Below are 14,721 nucleotides of genomic sequence, written 5' to 3' on the forward strand. Positions count from 1 at the left end.
ATAAAGCAGCAAGCCTTAAAGTACGACGGCGCCGCCCGGGTTGTTCCCGGGCGGCGCCTTTTGCTGTGTCTTAGGGGGTGGCGGTGCCGTCTTCGGAAAGCTGCCCATGGGCAGCCGGATCGGCCGCCTGGACCGCCGGCTCCGAAGCAGCTGCCGCAGGGATGCCGGCACCCTCCGGGGCATCGTCAGAGGCAGGGGCTTCGATAGCCTCAGCTTCGTCACTGCGGGTGTCCGGCTCCTCTGCCTGAACCTGCTCCAGTTCCGGGTCCTGCTCATCCTCGGGCCGGACCCGTTCGGCCCAGGGCACCCAATCCGGGGCAAGGATGGAATCTTCGGACGGCAGCAGGCCGAGCTCGTTGACGGTGACCACCTTCGAGCGCGAGTTCCGGGTCAATACCGCGTACCACTGCCAGCCCAGGTAGCCCGGCAGCCTGGATTCAAACAGGTGCGTCACCAGCCGGTCACCCTCGCTCTTTGCGGCAAGGTGGCGGCCGATGGTGTTGGCTGCGGTGATGCCCTCAACAGCGGCGCGGGCCGTGTCCACGGCCGCAGCCAGGAACGCATCAGGCTTCCCAGTCCGCCACACCGGGACACCGGCGTTTCGCTTGGACGCAGCCTTCGCGCCCGCACCTGCAGGGGCTGCAGCAGCACCTCCCGCCGTCGGGCTGTCCTGTTCCCGCACGGCTGGTGCCGGCTGATCAGCTTCCGGGTTCATCAGGGCCTAAACGTCCAGCTCGTCGGCAACCTTACGCAAGGCAGCGGCGATGGCCTTGCCCTTGTTGCCTTCCGGGTATTTGCCTGCGGAGAGGGTTCCGGACAGGTTGTCCAGCACAGTCACCAGGTCCTGCACCAGCGGGGCGAGATCCTTGGCACTGGGGCGCTTCGCCTTTGCTATCGACGGCGTCTTGTCCAGTACGCGCAGGCCCAAGGCCTGGGCACCCTTCCGTCCGTCAGCCACACCGAATTCAACCCGGGTGCCGGCTTTGAGTTCTGTTACGCCCTCGGGCAGCGACGATTTGGGCAGGAATACCTCCTGGCCGTCTTCTCCTGCGAGGAACCCAAAGCCCTTGTCCTTGTCATACCACTTGACCTTGCCGGTAGGCACGTAATCAACCTTCTTCGTTCTGACGTCTTCTGACACGGCCGGCCGTCACCGCATCCGCATTGCTGTGCGGGTTCAGGGTATGGCGGCTGCGGACCGTGTTGGTCTATACCCCAAGGTTATCCTGCCCGCCGCTCTATTCCTGCTTTCAACGGCTCTGCCGAAGGTTTCAATACTCCCTGCGGCAGCGTTCACTCCGAAGACTGAAGGAGCGGTAGCGTTGCGTCCATGACACCCTCGCGCTACCGGCGTCCCCTGATGATCCTCGCCGCAGCTGTTGCCGTGCTCTCGCTGGTGGCAGTAGGCGCCGTGATGACCCTGGCCTTCGCCGGGTCCGTGGCTCCGGCGTGGGTCACGTACTCGGCCCTTTACGGCCTGCCGCTTGCCTTCCTGCTGATGCTTTTCCTGGTTCTGGACAGTGTTGCAGGCCGGCGCCGGGCAGGAAAGCCTGACCGGCGGTAACGTTGGACTGATGTCCCTCATTCGCGCGTTAAGCAAGGAGCTGGAGGCACGCAGCGACGATTCACTGCGTGCACTGTTCGACGCCCGGCCGGACCTCATTTCTCCCGCTGTTCCTGACTTCTCCGCCCTCGCCGCGAGGGCAAGCGCCAGGCTCAGCGTGCAGCGCGCGCTGGAACGGCTCAACCGGCCCCAGATGCAGGTCCTCGAGACCCTCCATCTGTGCACCAACACCGACACCGGGCACAGCGTTTCCGCCGCCGGACTCCGGAGGATGATTCCGGGATCCTCGGCAGCCGCGGTTGACCGGATCCTGCATTCGCTGCAGGATCTTGCCCTGGTGCACCGCGCCGACCCTCCGCACGGTACACCGGACCCCGTGGCAAAACAGCGCCATTACCTCCCCGTGGGCTCCCTGAAAGACGTGGTGGGGCTCTATCCCGCGGGGCTGGGCAGGAGCTATACGGAGCTGGTCCGCCTTCAGCCCGCCTTTGCGCAGCGCGCCGTGCAACTGGTCTCTGAGCTGAACCGAAGCGGTGTCGCCATCCATGCCGCCACCACTCCCATGGAGGCGGCACTGGCGCTGCAGCAGTGGACTTCCTCTCCTGAGGCGCTTAACAGCCTTCTGGCAACGGCTCCGGAGCGGACGACGGCGCTGCTCGCCAGGTTCCGCAACTGGGCCATGGGTGCGGTCCCGCAGGCGCAACGCAAGGCTTCAATCACCACGGAAGGGCCCGACGTCGGCCCTGTGGACTGGCTCCTGGCACGCGGACTGCTGGTGCCGCTGGATGCGGCTCACGTGGAGCTGCCCCACAGCGTGGGGCTCTCACTGCGCGGCGGTGCCATCATCAACGACTTCACCTTGCAGCCGCCCGTCCCCGAGCTCGGCCGGACCTCTGCGGCCCTCCGCAGGAACGCGGCGCTCAGCGCAATTTCAGAGACGCTGCGGCTGGTGGGCGACCTGCTCCATGCAGTACGGGAACAACCATTGGCCACGCTGCGCAGCGGCGGCGTGGGTGTGCGCGAAATGAGGCGGCTTGCCGAGCTGCTCCGGATCGACCAGCAGCAGACAGGCCTCCTGCTGGAACTGGCGGCGCTTGCGGGCCTGATCCGTCTCGACGTCGATTCCTCATCCTGGGTCCAGCCGCCACAGCTCGAATGGCTGGTCCTGCCACGGCAGGAACAGTGGCTCTGGCTGGTCAACGCCTGGCTGGCCAGCGAGCGCGTGCCTTCCCTGGTGGGGCAGCCCATCAACGGAGCACGGGGAGGGCCATCGGCGCACCGCTCCGCTTCTGGAAGCACAATCATCGCGTTGTCAGCGGAGGCACAACGCCCTGACGCTCCGCTGGTCCGCAAACGCATCCTGGAGATTCTCGACGAATTGACCGTGGAGGCAGGCTCCGCGGACGACACGGCGCCGGTGCTTGATGCAGCAGCAGTCCTGCAGCGGGCGGAGTGGTCCCAGCCCCGGATGGCCCGGCGCTTCAGCTCGATGATCCGCGGAGTGCTGGCCGAAGCCGAACTCCTTGGCCTGGTGGGGTCCGGCGCGCTGAGCCAGTTGGGACGGGCGCTGGCGGAGGACAACCCTGACGCCGCCCTTGCCATCCTCGGCGAGCACCTGCCGGCAGCCTTGAGCCATGTCCTGCTCCAGGCGGACCTGACCGCCGTCGCCCCCGGTTATCTGGCCCCCGGGCTGGCAGAGAAGCTGCTGGTGATGGCTGACGCCGAAGGCCAGGGACCGGCCACCATCTACCGTTTCTCGGCCGGCACCATTAAGCGGGCACTGGACACGGGGTATGACGCTGCCGCCATCCTGGAGTTCCTCCGTGAACATTCCGCGACGGCGGTGCCGCAGCCGCTCGAGTACCTTGTGGAGGACACGGCTTCCCGGCATGGAAGACTGCGGGTGGGGGCAGCAGCCAGCTTCGTCCACAGCGAGGACGAGGGCGCCCTGCTGGAACTTCTCTCCGGCCCGAAGGCAGCGCGCCTGAACCTGGAGAGGATTGCCCCCACCGTCCTGGTTTCCTCGGCTACGCCGCGGGAAACCGCCCAGGTTCTCCGCAGCCTTGGCCTCTCCCCTTCAGTAGACGGCGCAAACGGGCCCGTGGTCAGGCTCCGCACTGCACCGGCCCCACCGGGCGCCAACCGCCCTGTGTACACCGCCCCGCGGATGGCACCCGGGGCTGAGGAGGTGGAAGCCCAGCTTGCGGTCCTTCGCAAGGTGGGCTCCGCCGTCGGACACCCCGGGGTTCCGGGCGACCACGGAGGATCCGGAGACCACGGCGGCGAAGCGCGGACGCAACTGGGACTTGAGGCCCTGCAGCGCGCCATCCGACTCAAGCAGCGCATCAGCATGAACGTGGTGGACGGCCTTGGGAATGCCAATCTGGAGATCGTTGTTCCGTTATCGGTAAGCGGCGGCCGCGTCCGGGTGTTCGATCCTGCGAAGGAGACGGAACGGGTGCTGTCCATCCACCGCATCATCGACATTGAGGCTGCAGAGGAACTGCGCCAGTGAAGGACTCCCCCGCGTGAACGACGGACCGTTGATTGTCCAAAGCGATAAGACCATCCTGCTGGAAGTGGACCATGAGCTGGCGACTGAAGCCCGGCACGCCATCGCGCCCTTCGCCGAGCTTGAACGGGCGCCGGAGCATATGCACAGCTACCGGTTGACCCCGCTGGGGCTGTGGAACGCCCGCGCTGCGGGTCTGGATGCGGAGAAGGTGCTGGATACGCTGCTGAAGTACTCCCGGTTCCCGGTGCCGCATTCGCTGTTGATCGACGTTGAAGAAACCATGTCACGGTACGGACGGCTGCGCCTGGAAAAAGACCCGCAGCACGGCCTGGTCATGCGGACTGACGACTATCCGGTCTTGGAGGAGGTGATCCGGGCCAAGAAGATCCAGCCCCTGCTCGGGCCGCGGATTGACGGTGAAACAGTGGTGGTGCACGCCTCCCAGCGGGGGCAGCTCAAGCAGTTGCTGCTGAAGATCGGCTGGCCGGCAGAGGATCTGGCGGGGTACGTGGACGGTACCCCGCACCTGATCGCGCTGAACGAGGACGGCTGGAAGTTGCGTCCGTACCAGCAGATGGCCAGCGACAACTTCTGGTCCGGGGGCAGTGGCGTCGTCGTGCTGCCCTGCGGAGCCGGGAAGACGCTGGTGGGGGCTGCAGCCATGGCCACCGGCTCCACCACCACCCTGATCCTTGTCACCAACACTGTGGCTGCCCGGCAGTGGAAGGACGAACTGCTGAAGCGCACTTCCCTTACCGAGGATGAAATCGGCGAGTACTCCGGAGCTGTCAAGGAAGTCCGCCCGGTGACCATCGCGACCTATCAGGTGCTGACCACCAAGCGCGGTGGCCTGTACCCGCACCTGGAGCTGGTGGACGGCCACGACTGGGGCCTGATCATTTATGACGAGGTCCATCTCCTGCCGGCGCCGATCTTCCGGATGACAGCAGACCTCCAGGCCCGGCGCCGGCTTGGGCTGACCGCGACCCTGGTCCGCGAAGACGGCCGCGAGGGCGAGGTGTTCAGCCTGATAGGGCCCAAACGCTACGACGCACCATGGAAGGACATCGAGTCCCAGGGTTACATCGCGCCCGCGGACTGCGTGGAGGTCCGGGTTGACCTGCCCAAGGACGAACGGGTTGCCTACGCCATGGCTGAGGACGCGGACAAGTACCGGCTCTGCGCCACCTCTGAGTCGAAAACCCGTGTGGTGGAGCAACTGGTTTCCAGGCATGCCGGCGAGCAGCTGCTGGTCATCGGCCAATACATCGACCAGCTGGATGAACTCGGCGAGCGCCTCCAGGCACCTGTCATCAAGGGCGACACCGCGGTCAAAGTGCGCCAGAAGTTGTTCGATGCCTTCCGTGCCGGGGAGATCCAGACGCTCGTGGTCTCAAAGGTGGCAAATTTTTCCATCGACCTTCCGGAGGCCTCGGTGGCAATCCAGGTGTCCGGTTCCTTTGGATCCCGCCAGGAGGAGGCCCAGCGGCTGGGCAGGCTGTTGCGGCCCAAGAAGGACGGCCGGTCTGCACGCTTTTATTCGCTGGTGGCCCGGGACACCCTGGACCAGGACTTTGCCGCCAAGCGCCAGCGGTTCCTGGCCGAGCAGGGCTACGCCTACCGCATCATGGACGCCAAGGACGTGGAAACAGCGGAGTAGTCCGTGCCCGTCGGTTCAGGTGACACCCCTGGAGCTGTCCCGCTCCACACGTCCGGTCCTCGGATCGAACTGCGGACGCTCGTAGGCCAGTTCTCCACCGCTGCGTCCACCGTACGGCCGGCCGTGATCGGCGAATTCTTCCCTGAAGAACGCCAGGCACCACTGCCCCATCTGCAGCCTCGCACCGGTCCGGAGGACTGAAGGGCCGCTTTGGGCCACGCTGCCGCTGACCGCGCCATGGGGTACCAGCACGTACTCATCCCGCTCATCGTGCCTGATCTCGGCGTGCAGCCCGTCCAGCCCCTCCAGGACGATGTCGGAGCCGGGGTTGCTTCCGATCGTGGTGTTCTCCCCCGCGAGGGCAACCTCCTTGGGAATCTGGCCCGTCCATGCGGCTGCGTCCTGGACAAAGATGAGGCGCGGCCGGCCACCGCCCCGGGTGTAATGGGTGGTGGTAATCCGGCGGTTGATCTTCCGCCGGACCGTGGGCAGCAAGGGCAAGGGGGTCGACGGCGGAAACAGCTTGACTGCCGCACTTTTGCGCCTGCCCTGCCGGACAAGCGGCACGAGTGCCCCGAGCTTCCCGAGTTTGATATACGGCGAGCGGGTGACCAGACGTTGCGGAGCGGGGCTGTCCACGGCGCCAAGGCTGATGATGTTTCCGTCCGGGCCAGAAAGCGTGACGCTGACTCCCTTATCTGCCAGCACCTCAGCCAGTGGCCTGACCTCATCCAAGGACGGCATTCGGCCACCTCCCAAGGGCGCGAGGCTCTCCATCACCACCGCCACGTCCGTGCCCGAGGAAACGGCACTTCCTTTCGTTACCTTTCCGGACTCGTCCGTGTAGGAAAAATGAAGGTTGACGTCGAGATGGAACTTTGCCATCCCGGTCAGCTGCGGTTCAGATCGGACCCGGCGGCATCCTTGTCGCTGGTGGTGACGCGCAAGCTGCCGTTGAGCTTCCAGGTGGCCCGCGGGGCATCAGGACCGATGTCCCGCGGCACCTCGACTGTCATATCCACGAACTGGTAGTTGATCGCGGCGCCCTTCCCGGTGAGATAAGACCACATTTCCTCTGCCAGGTCAGCCCAGTCACGGATGCTGCGTTCATTAGAGGCGGTGTTTTCAGAAGCATTCAGGTCGGTCATGATGATTCGTCCCCTTCGTCGGGCGGAAATCAGTGAAAATACGGTGTGGAGCAGGCAAGCGTGGGCACCGGAGCACCAGGAGGGGCTCGATCAAACACTTGGATTCAGTGATGGAACCGGGCCCGGCACCATCACTGTATTCCCGCCCTGCACCGGGCGGAAGGTGTTCAGCGGGAAACGTTCTCGCTCCGGTTTCGGTTCCCGTCGTGCACACTGGAGGCATGCGAAGCAAAGTAACCCCGGCTGTCCCCGGTCCCGGGCAGGAGTCCGTGTGGTCCTACCCTCGTCCCCCGCGCATCGAAGCCAGCACCGAACGCATCAGGATCGTCCTCGGCGGAGAGCTCATCCTCGACACGGTGGATTCGCTCCGTGTCCTCGAAACCAGCCATCCCCCGGTCTATTACGTCCCCCAGGCGGCGTTCATCCAGGGCGCACTGGAACCCGCCCCTGGAAGCAGCTACTGCGAGTTCAAGGGCCCGGCGCAGTACCTCACCGTCCGGGGAGGCGGGGTGGTGGCCGAAGCTGCCGCATGGTTTTATCCTGAACCGGCAGAGGGATACGGCGCCCTCTCCGGCCGCGTTGCTGTCTACCCCGGCAGGATGGACTATTGCGAGGTCGCGGGCGAGCGTGTCCGGCCGCAGCCGGGCAACTTCTACGGCGGCTGGATCACCGGGAGGGTAACGGGTCCATTCAAGGGTGAGCCAGGAACCATGCACTGGTGACCGGTTGCTTTATTCTCCACCGCGTATCCAAGAAACACCCAGACAACTCCCAGAGTCCGGGAGCATGATGGGAGCATGAACAAGAACGGTCCGGAAGCGAAGCTCCTTGTTGTAGACGATGAACCCAACATCCGGGAGCTGCTCTCCACCTCACTTCGGTTTGCCGGCTTCGACGTAGTCTCCGCCGCCAACGGCCGGGACGCCCTCGCCGCTGCAGACGCCCATTCCCCGGATCTGGCCGTGCTGGACGTCATGCTCCCGGACATGGATGGTTTCACAGTCACCCGTCGCCTGCGGGCCTCCGGGAAGCATTTTCCGGTCCTGTTCCTCACGGCCAAGGATGACACTGAGGACAAGGTCACAGGCCTCACTGTCGGTGGCGATGATTACGTCACCAAGCCGTTCAGCCTTGACGAGGTGGTGGCCCGGATCCGCGCTGTGCTTCGCCGGACGCAGCCCATGCTGGACGACGACGCGGTGATTCGCGTGGACGACCTGGAACTCGATGACGATGCCCATGAAGTGCGCCGCGGCGGCACCGTCATTGAACTCTCCCCCACGGAGTTCAAGCTTCTCCGCTACCTCATGCTTAACCCCAACAGGGTGCTGTCCAAGTCCCAAATCCTGGACCACGTCTGGGAATACAACTTCAACGGTGATGCCTCCATCGTGGAGTCATACATCTCCTACCTGCGGCGGAAGGTGGATATTGACCCCGATGCCCCGGCCTTGATCCAGACCAAGCGCGGCGTGGGTTATGTGCTGCGGACGGCAGAAAAGCGCTGACCGTTGCTGCAGCGATGGAAGTCGGCCTCACTGAGGACGCAACTGGTGGCCATGATCATGGCCCTGCTGATAGTCGCCCTGACGGTAACGGGGGCAGGTACCCTGACACTGCTCCACAGCTACCTCCAGGCACAGGTGGATGACAAGCTGTACGCGGCAGTGGAGCTCGCCCGGAAGCAGCGCTCGTTTACGCAGCTCCAGGCACCCACGAACCCGATGGTCCCCACGGACTACTCGCTGCTCCTTTTCTTCCCTGACCAGGCACCTGTCCAGTTCGGCGGTGACCCGGACAGCCGGCCGGACATCAGCTCCCTCAGCAGGGAGCAGGCGCAGGCGCGCGGCGCTGTCCCCTACCAGGTGCGTGGCAACGACGGCGAGAACTGGCGCGTTGTGGCCGTTCCTGTCCAGACGGAGGATTCCGCAGCCGTGGTGGTCATTGGGTTGCCGCTGCGAAGCGTGGACGACGTCCTCAAGCACGCCACCCTGGTGGTGACCGGTGTGGGGCTGTTGACCCTGCTGCTGGCGTCCCTGATTGCAAGCTGGACCGTCTCGCGTTCGTTCCGGCCGCTGGCGCGGGTGGAAAAGACCGCTGCCGCGATCGCCGCCGGGGATCTCTCCCGCCGCGTGGACGTTGAAAACCCGAGCACTGAACTGGGCCGCCTTAGCAGGTCCCTCAATGCCATGCTCGCCCATATCGAAACAGCGTTCGCCGCCCGCACTGCTTCCGAGGAGCGGATGCGCCGGTTCGCCGCTGACGCATCCCACGAGCTGCGGACCCCGCTGGTCACCATCCGCGGGTTCTCGGAGCTGTACCGGCACGGCGCGCTGGCTACCGACGATGACGTGTCCACCGCCATGGGCAGGATCGAAAGCGAAGCCAAGCGGATGGGTTCAATGGTGGAAGACCTGCTGCTCCTGGCACGCCTTGACGAGCAGCGGCCGCTGCAGCAGAAGCCCGTGGACCTGCATCTCATTGCGCATGATGCGGTGGTGGACACCCAGGCCAGCGACCGTTCCCGCTCCATTACCTTGACCGGCCTTGACGGTGGCCCTGCCACCGCTGCCCCCGTGCTGGGCGACGAAGCCAAGCTCCGCCAGGTTGTAGGCAACCTCGTGGGCAACGCTCTTCGGTACACCCCGGAGGGCAGTCCGATTGAGCTGGCCGTCGGGGTCCGCGCCCTGGACGACGGGCAGCTGCGGTCCGTCATCGAAGTGCGGGACCACGGCCCCGGCATTACGGAAGAGGACGCATCCAAGGTCTTTGAGCGGTTTTACCGGGCCGACACCTCCAGGACCAGGGAGACGGGAGGCAGCGGGCTGGGGCTGGCCATTGTTGCTGCGATCGTGGGCTCCCACGGCGGTACGGTGCGGCTGGAAAAGACCGACGGCGGCGGCGCCACCCTGGTGGTGAGCCTGCCGAAGCGCGATGACCCGCCGCTGGACCGGGAAGGTGCTGAGGAGAGTACAGGCAGCGACGGCGAAGTTATCCACATATAGGTCTCTTTGGTGGCCGGGCAAGGAGCCGCTTCCATACGCTCAATGCCAGGGGCCAGGACCAGCCCGGCCCGCCAGCGGCAGCTGCCGCTTCAGCGAAAGGCACCACCATGAGCATTATCTCCGTCGATACCGAACTCCTTCAGCTCAAGTCCGCCAGTGTCCAGTCAACGGTGGACAGAATCAGCGCGGACGTCCAGGCAATGAAACGCGGGCTGGACGAACTCCAGGGCTCATGGCGTGGTTCCGCTGCCACGAACTTCCAGGCACTGATTACGGAATGGACCATAACCCAGGGAAGGGTTGAGGCCTCGCTGGCCTCCATTAACACCGCACTGGCCTCTGCTGCCGCCACCTACGCGCAGGCGGAGCTGGGCAACACGCAGCGATTCAGCTGAGCTGCCTCTAGGCCTCCGGCGTGCCCTGGTGGAACCGCAGCCGCCAGCGGCCGCCGTCCAGCACCCACAGGGAGCTCCTAAGGGTGTTGCCTGAGCGCGCATAGCTGCGGTAGGTCAGGAGGACTGCCTCCGCGCCGAGACGTTCCGCGCCGAGGATCTCGATGTCGGTCCGCTCCCCCGGGTCCTCTTCAAGTGCCATCATCATGGCGTCTCGCGTCCACACCCTGCCTGAGCTGCCGATCTCCATGAAATCGGGATGCAACAGGACGGCTGTCCGTCCAATGTCCCCCCGCACCAGCGGGCCGAGCAGCTCACGCTCGAGTTCTTCCACTTCAGCCTCCGGGGAAGCGGCAGCAGCCAGTGCTGCAGTCTCTGCACCGTCGAAACCCCGGCTGTCCAGCTGGCTGAAAAGGTCCGGCTCCTCATAGGTTTCTGCCGAGGTTGCTACTGTTTCAGGCCGCGCCCCTGACGGCGAAGGGCGGACATGCTTCTCTTCGGCTGCTTGAGCGGCATGATGGGCACCGGGAAAGCCCGGCCCCGAACGTGCGGCCACGCCCTGCTGATAGGCAGTTGCGGCCGCCCTGGCACGTTCGTCTGCGGCCTCATTCAGGTCATGCCCGGCGTGCCCCTTGACCCATTCAAAGGTGTATTTCCGTCCGGCGAGCTCGCGGTCCAACTCTTTGAGCAGTTCCACATTGAGGACTGGTTTGCCGTCCGCTTTGCGCCAGCCTTTGCGCTTCCATCCGGGCATCCACTTGGTAATCGAGTTAATGACGTACTGGCTGTCGCAAAGAATGCGCAGGTCCTCCTGTGGCACATGGGACGTCGCCCGCAACAGATCCAGCACCGCCATCAGTTCACCCTGGTTGTTTGTCCCGTGCGGCCACCCGCCGGCACGCCAGCAGTCGTCATTCACATACCAGGCCCAGCCGGCCGGGCCAGGGTTTCCCAAGGCCGAACCATCAGCCGCTGCAGTAATCGTCACCGGACCATCCTGCCAGACGGGCACGACAAACCGGAGTTCCACCCCAGCCGCACTGCTTCCCCGCCGCTCAGCCAACGGCTCCGGAAAGCGGTTACCGAAAAGTCTTGACGCGGATGCCGCAGGCGGGCAGAATCTCCTTATTGACATGAGAAAGCGTTTTCTCATTTGCATTGCACCCCGCGAGGATGCAGTGGCAGTTCAACGTAAAGCGCACTCAGCACCAGGAAGGCACATCAATGACGATCCCAAAACTCAGCCGGAGAAAGTTCCAGTTCGGAGCAGCGGCAGTTGCACTTTCCATTCTCGCCACAGGCTGCGGCTCCGCTTCAGGCTCGGACAGCAATGAGGAAGTGACCCTTCGGTTTGCATGGTGGGGCAATGAGTACCTCAACGCGCAAACCGAAAAGGTTATCGATGCCTTTGAGGCGGAGCATCCGAACATCAAGATCGAGTCCGAGCCGGGCGAGTGGGGCAGCTACTGGGACAAGTTGGCTACCAAAACCGCCGCGAATGATGCGCCGGACGTGATCCAAATGGACCAGAAGTACATTGCCGAGTACGGCGGGCGCGGCGCGCTCCTTGACCTGTCCAAGCAGGGCGGAATCGATACGTCCAAGCTGGACAAGGAAGCCCTGGCTTCAGGCCAGTATGACGGCGCCCAGTACGGCCTCAGTACCGGCCAGAACGCGTACGTGATCATGGCCAATACGAAGGTCTTCGAGGCAGCAGGCGTTCCTGTACCGGATGACAGTTCCTGGACGTGGGCGGAGTTCATGGAGACTGCCTCGAAGATCAGCGCCGCCGGCGACGGCAAAGACTACGGCGCTGCCTATGGCAGCAATGAAGCCGACCTGATTATCTGGCTGCGCCAGCACGGGGAAAACCTGTACTCCCAGGACGGCCAGCTTGATTTCGACACTGCCACGGCCGCTTCGTTCTGGGAACGGCTGAAGGAACAGCGCGACTCCAAGGCAAGTCCGCCTGCCACGGTAGCCACCGAAGATTCCGGCGCCGGCCTCGAAGAGAGCCTCTTCGGCACCAACAGGGTAGGCATGGCGTGGTGGTGGACCAACCAGCTCGGATCGCTCGAGTCCACCACCGGCAGCAGCATCAAGATGCTCCGGGCCCCCAGCATCGACGGTTCTGCCGCCGACAACGGCATGTATTACAAGCCCACCATGTTCTGGTCCGCTTCATCACGCTCCAAGAACCCTGAAGCTGCCTCCACCTTCATCAATTACCTGGCCAACAGCCCGGAAGCCGGCGCCATCCTGATGACGGACCGTGGCGTGCCCACCAACCCGGACATTGTTGAGACCATTACTCCGTCGCTGAAGCCTGCTGACACTACCGTGGTGGGCTTCCTGAAGGACATCGCGCCCGACATCAAGGACGCACCGCCGGTTCCGCCGGTGGGCGCAGGCAGCGTGCAGAACGTCATCAAGCGCTACACCGATGAGGTTCTCTACGACCGCCTCACGCCCCAGGCCGCCGCCGAAGCTTTCAAGAAGGAAGTTGAAGGGATGCTGGCCAGCGCCAGGAAGTAACAGCGCGCAACTGCAAAAAGAATGTGGCCCCCTCCGAGGAGGGGGCCACAGTCATGTGTGATGCGGGACAGATCCCGGCAGGAGGGCTTAGAAGCCGCCCATGCCGCCCATGCCGCCCATGTCGTCTCCACCAGCGGGAGCAGCATTCTTCTCCGGCTTGTCGGCGACGACTGCCTCGGTGGTGAGGAACAGGCCGGCGATGGAGGCCGCGTTCTGCAGGGCAGAGCGGGTCACCTTGACCGGATCGTTGACGCCGGCTGCAAGCAGGTCGACGTACTCGCCGGTGGCTGCATTCAGGCCGTGGCCGGCAGGCAGGCCGCGGACCTTGTCAACAACAACACCCGGCTCCAGGCCGGCGTTGAAGGCGATCTGCTTCAGCGGAGCGTCGATGGCAACGCGGACAATGTTCGCGCCCGTTGCCTCGTCACCCGTCAGGTTCAGGTTGGCGAAGGCCTTGGCGCCTGCCTGGATGAGGGCCACGCCGCCACCGGCAACGATGCCTTCTTCGACGGCCGCCTTGGCGTTGCGCACTGCATCTTCGATGCGGTGCTTCCGCTCCTTGAGCTCAACTTCGGTGGCTGCACCGGCCTTGATGACTGCAACGCCGCCGGCCAGCTTGGCCAGGCGCTCCTGCAGCTTCTCGCGGTCGTAGTCCGAGTCGGAGTTTTCGATCTCGGCGCGGATCTGGGATACGCGGCCGGCGATCTGGTCGGCGTCGCCTGCACCCTCGACGATGGTGGTCTCGTCCTTGGTGACAACAACCTTGCGTGCCTGGCCCAGGAGTTCCAGGCCGGCAGTTTCGAGCTTGAGGCCAACCTCTTCGGAGATGACCTGGCCGCCGGTCAGGACGGCAATGTCGGCCAGCTGGGCCTTCCGGCGGTCGCCGAAGCCCGGAGCCTTGACGGCGACGGACTTGAAGGTGCCGCGGATCTTGTTCACGATCAGCGTGGCCAAGGCCTCGCCCTCGATGTCCTCGGCGATGATCAGCAGCGGCTTGTTGGACTGCATGACCTTTTCGAGGACAGCAACCAGTTCTTTGACGTTGGAGATCTTGGAGTTGACGATCAGGATGTACGGATCCTCGAGGACCGTTTCCTGGCGCTCAGCGTCGGTGACGAAGTAGGCGGAAATGTAGCCCTTGTCGAAGCGCATGCCTTCGGTGAGCTCGAGTTCCAGGCCGAAGGTGTTGGACTCCTCGACGGTGATGACGCCTTCCTTGCCCACCTTGTCGAGGGCTTCGGCGATCAGCGCACCGATTTCGTCGTCACCGGCGGAGATCGATGCCGTGGCGGCAATCTCTTCCTTGGTTTCGATTTCCTTGGCGGAGTTCAGCAGCTCGGCGGTGACGGCTTCAACGGCCTTCTCGATGCCGCGCTTGAGGGACAGCGGGTCAGCGCCGGCGGCAACGTTGCGCAGGCCTTCCTTGACCAGGGCCTGGGCCAGCACGGTAGCCGTGGTGGTTCCGTCGCCGGCGACGTCATCCGTCTTCTTGGCAACTTCCTTGACCAGCTCGGCGCCGATCTTCTCGTAAGGATCGTCCAGCTCGATCTCCTTGGCGATGGAAACACCATCGTTGGTGATCGTGGGGGCGCCCCACTTCTTTTCGAGGACAACGTTGCGTCCACGCGGGCCGAGGGTGACCTTAACGGCGTCGGCGAGGGTGTTAAGGCCCCGCTCAAGGCCGCGGCGTGCCTCTTCATCAAATGCAATGATCTTGGCCATAACGGCAGTAGTCCTTTCGGGACAGTCGTTAAGAATGAACCTTCGCTGCAGTGCCCGCGACGGACGACCCGTTGCCGCCGGCCTCTGTATGCCTTCGGGTGTGGGTCTCACTCCAGTTAGGTGTTTCTTCGCTCATCGACCGGTGCCGCCCGCCGCCGGCCGGAGCCAGCATTGTTTAGC

Annotated in this window: 14 protein-coding genes; 8 read left to right on the forward strand and 6 right to left on the reverse strand. The window is 64.4% G+C overall.

All coding sequences use genetic code 11. From position 1 onward, the window contains the following. Window positions 1-70: 70 nt before the first annotated feature. Complete coding sequence (locus CXX84_RS18015) at window positions 71-715, reverse strand: DUF3027 domain-containing protein (protein ID WP_223253157.1); 645 nt, start codon at window positions 713-715, stop codon at window positions 71-73. Window positions 716-721: 6 nt separating this feature from the next. Continuing rightward, on the reverse strand, window positions 722-1,105 hold the full coding sequence (locus tag CXX84_RS18020) for a cold-shock protein (protein ID WP_066273868.1): 384 nt from the start codon (window positions 1,103-1,105) through the stop codon (window positions 722-724). A gap of 225 nt (window positions 1,106-1,330) precedes the next feature. Here CXX84_RS18020 and CXX84_RS18025 point away from each other — a divergent pair, with 225 nt between their 5' ends. From CXX84_RS18025 to CXX84_RS18035, 3 genes are read left to right on the forward strand one after another with little or no spacing between them, the layout of a single operon-like run. Further along, entirely contained in the window at window positions 1,331-1,564 is a 234-nt protein-coding gene (locus CXX84_RS18025) for a hypothetical protein (protein ID WP_102978103.1), read from the forward strand. A gap of 10 nt (window positions 1,565-1,574) precedes the next feature. After that, complete coding sequence (locus tag CXX84_RS18030) at window positions 1,575-4,079, forward strand: helicase-associated domain-containing protein (protein WP_102978104.1); 2,505 nt, start codon at window positions 1,575-1,577, stop codon at window positions 4,077-4,079. Window positions 4,080-4,092: 13 nt separating this feature from the next. After that, a complete protein-coding gene (locus tag CXX84_RS18035) occupies window positions 4,093-5,739 on the forward strand; it encodes a DNA repair helicase XPB (RefSeq protein ID WP_102978105.1) in 1,647 nt (548 codons plus the stop codon). Between the two features lie 15 nt (window positions 5,740-5,754). On the opposite strand, the gene CXX84_RS18040 is transcribed toward CXX84_RS18035, so the two are convergent. Both CXX84_RS18040 and CXX84_RS18045 read right to left on the reverse strand, forming a co-directional pair. Continuing rightward, a complete protein-coding gene (locus CXX84_RS18040) occupies window positions 5,755-6,624 on the reverse strand; it encodes an FHA domain-containing protein (protein WP_102978106.1) in 870 nt (289 codons plus the stop codon). Between the two features lie 5 nt (window positions 6,625-6,629). Next, on the reverse strand, window positions 6,630-6,887 hold the full coding sequence (locus tag CXX84_RS18045; protein WP_102978107.1) for a hypothetical protein: 258 nt from the start codon (window positions 6,885-6,887) through the stop codon (window positions 6,630-6,632). A gap of 221 nt (window positions 6,888-7,108) precedes the next feature. Between CXX84_RS18045 and CXX84_RS18050 the strand changes: the two genes are divergently transcribed. From CXX84_RS18050 to CXX84_RS18065, 4 genes are all read left to right on the forward strand, one after another. Continuing rightward, window positions 7,109-7,609 carry a DUF427 domain-containing protein gene (locus CXX84_RS18050; RefSeq protein WP_102978108.1) on the forward strand — a complete coding sequence of 167 codons (501 nt, stop codon included), beginning with the start codon at window positions 7,109-7,111 and terminating at the stop codon, window positions 7,607-7,609. Between the two features lie 75 nt (window positions 7,610-7,684). Further along, window positions 7,685-8,395, forward strand: coding sequence for a response regulator transcription factor (locus CXX84_RS18055; protein WP_102978109.1), 711 nt, complete (start codon window positions 7,685-7,687; stop codon window positions 8,393-8,395). A gap of 3 nt (window positions 8,396-8,398) precedes the next feature. Next, on the forward strand, window positions 8,399-9,892 hold the full coding sequence (locus tag CXX84_RS18060; protein ID WP_189337651.1) for a sensor histidine kinase: 1,494 nt from the start codon (window positions 8,399-8,401) through the stop codon (window positions 9,890-9,892). Window positions 9,893-9,999: 107 nt separating this feature from the next. Next, window positions 10,000-10,287 carry a WXG100 family type VII secretion target gene (locus CXX84_RS18065; RefSeq protein ID WP_102978111.1) on the forward strand — a complete coding sequence of 96 codons (288 nt, stop codon included), beginning with the start codon at window positions 10,000-10,002 and terminating at the stop codon, window positions 10,285-10,287. A gap of 7 nt (window positions 10,288-10,294) precedes the next feature. Here the strand turns inward: CXX84_RS18065 and CXX84_RS18070 are convergent, their stop codons facing one another. Continuing rightward, a complete protein-coding gene (locus CXX84_RS18070) occupies window positions 10,295-11,272 on the reverse strand; it encodes a ribonuclease HI family protein (RefSeq protein ID WP_102978141.1) in 978 nt (325 codons plus the stop codon). A gap of 236 nt (window positions 11,273-11,508) precedes the next feature. On the opposite strand from CXX84_RS18070, the gene CXX84_RS18075 reads away from it, so the two are divergent. Beyond that, window positions 11,509-12,819, forward strand: coding sequence for an ABC transporter substrate-binding protein (locus CXX84_RS18075; protein WP_102978112.1), 1,311 nt, complete (start codon window positions 11,509-11,511; stop codon window positions 12,817-12,819). A gap of 87 nt (window positions 12,820-12,906) precedes the next feature. Here the strand turns inward: CXX84_RS18075 and groL are convergent, their stop codons facing one another. Continuing rightward, on the reverse strand, window positions 12,907-14,541 hold the full coding sequence (gene groL, locus CXX84_RS18080) for a chaperonin GroEL (RefSeq protein WP_102978113.1): 1,635 nt from the start codon (window positions 14,539-14,541) through the stop codon (window positions 12,907-12,909). Window positions 14,542-14,721: the final 180 nt, after the last annotated feature.

The organism is Arthrobacter sp. AFG7.2 (assembly GCF_002892835.1).
Lineage (GTDB): Bacteria > Actinomycetota > Actinomycetes > Actinomycetales > Micrococcaceae > Arthrobacter.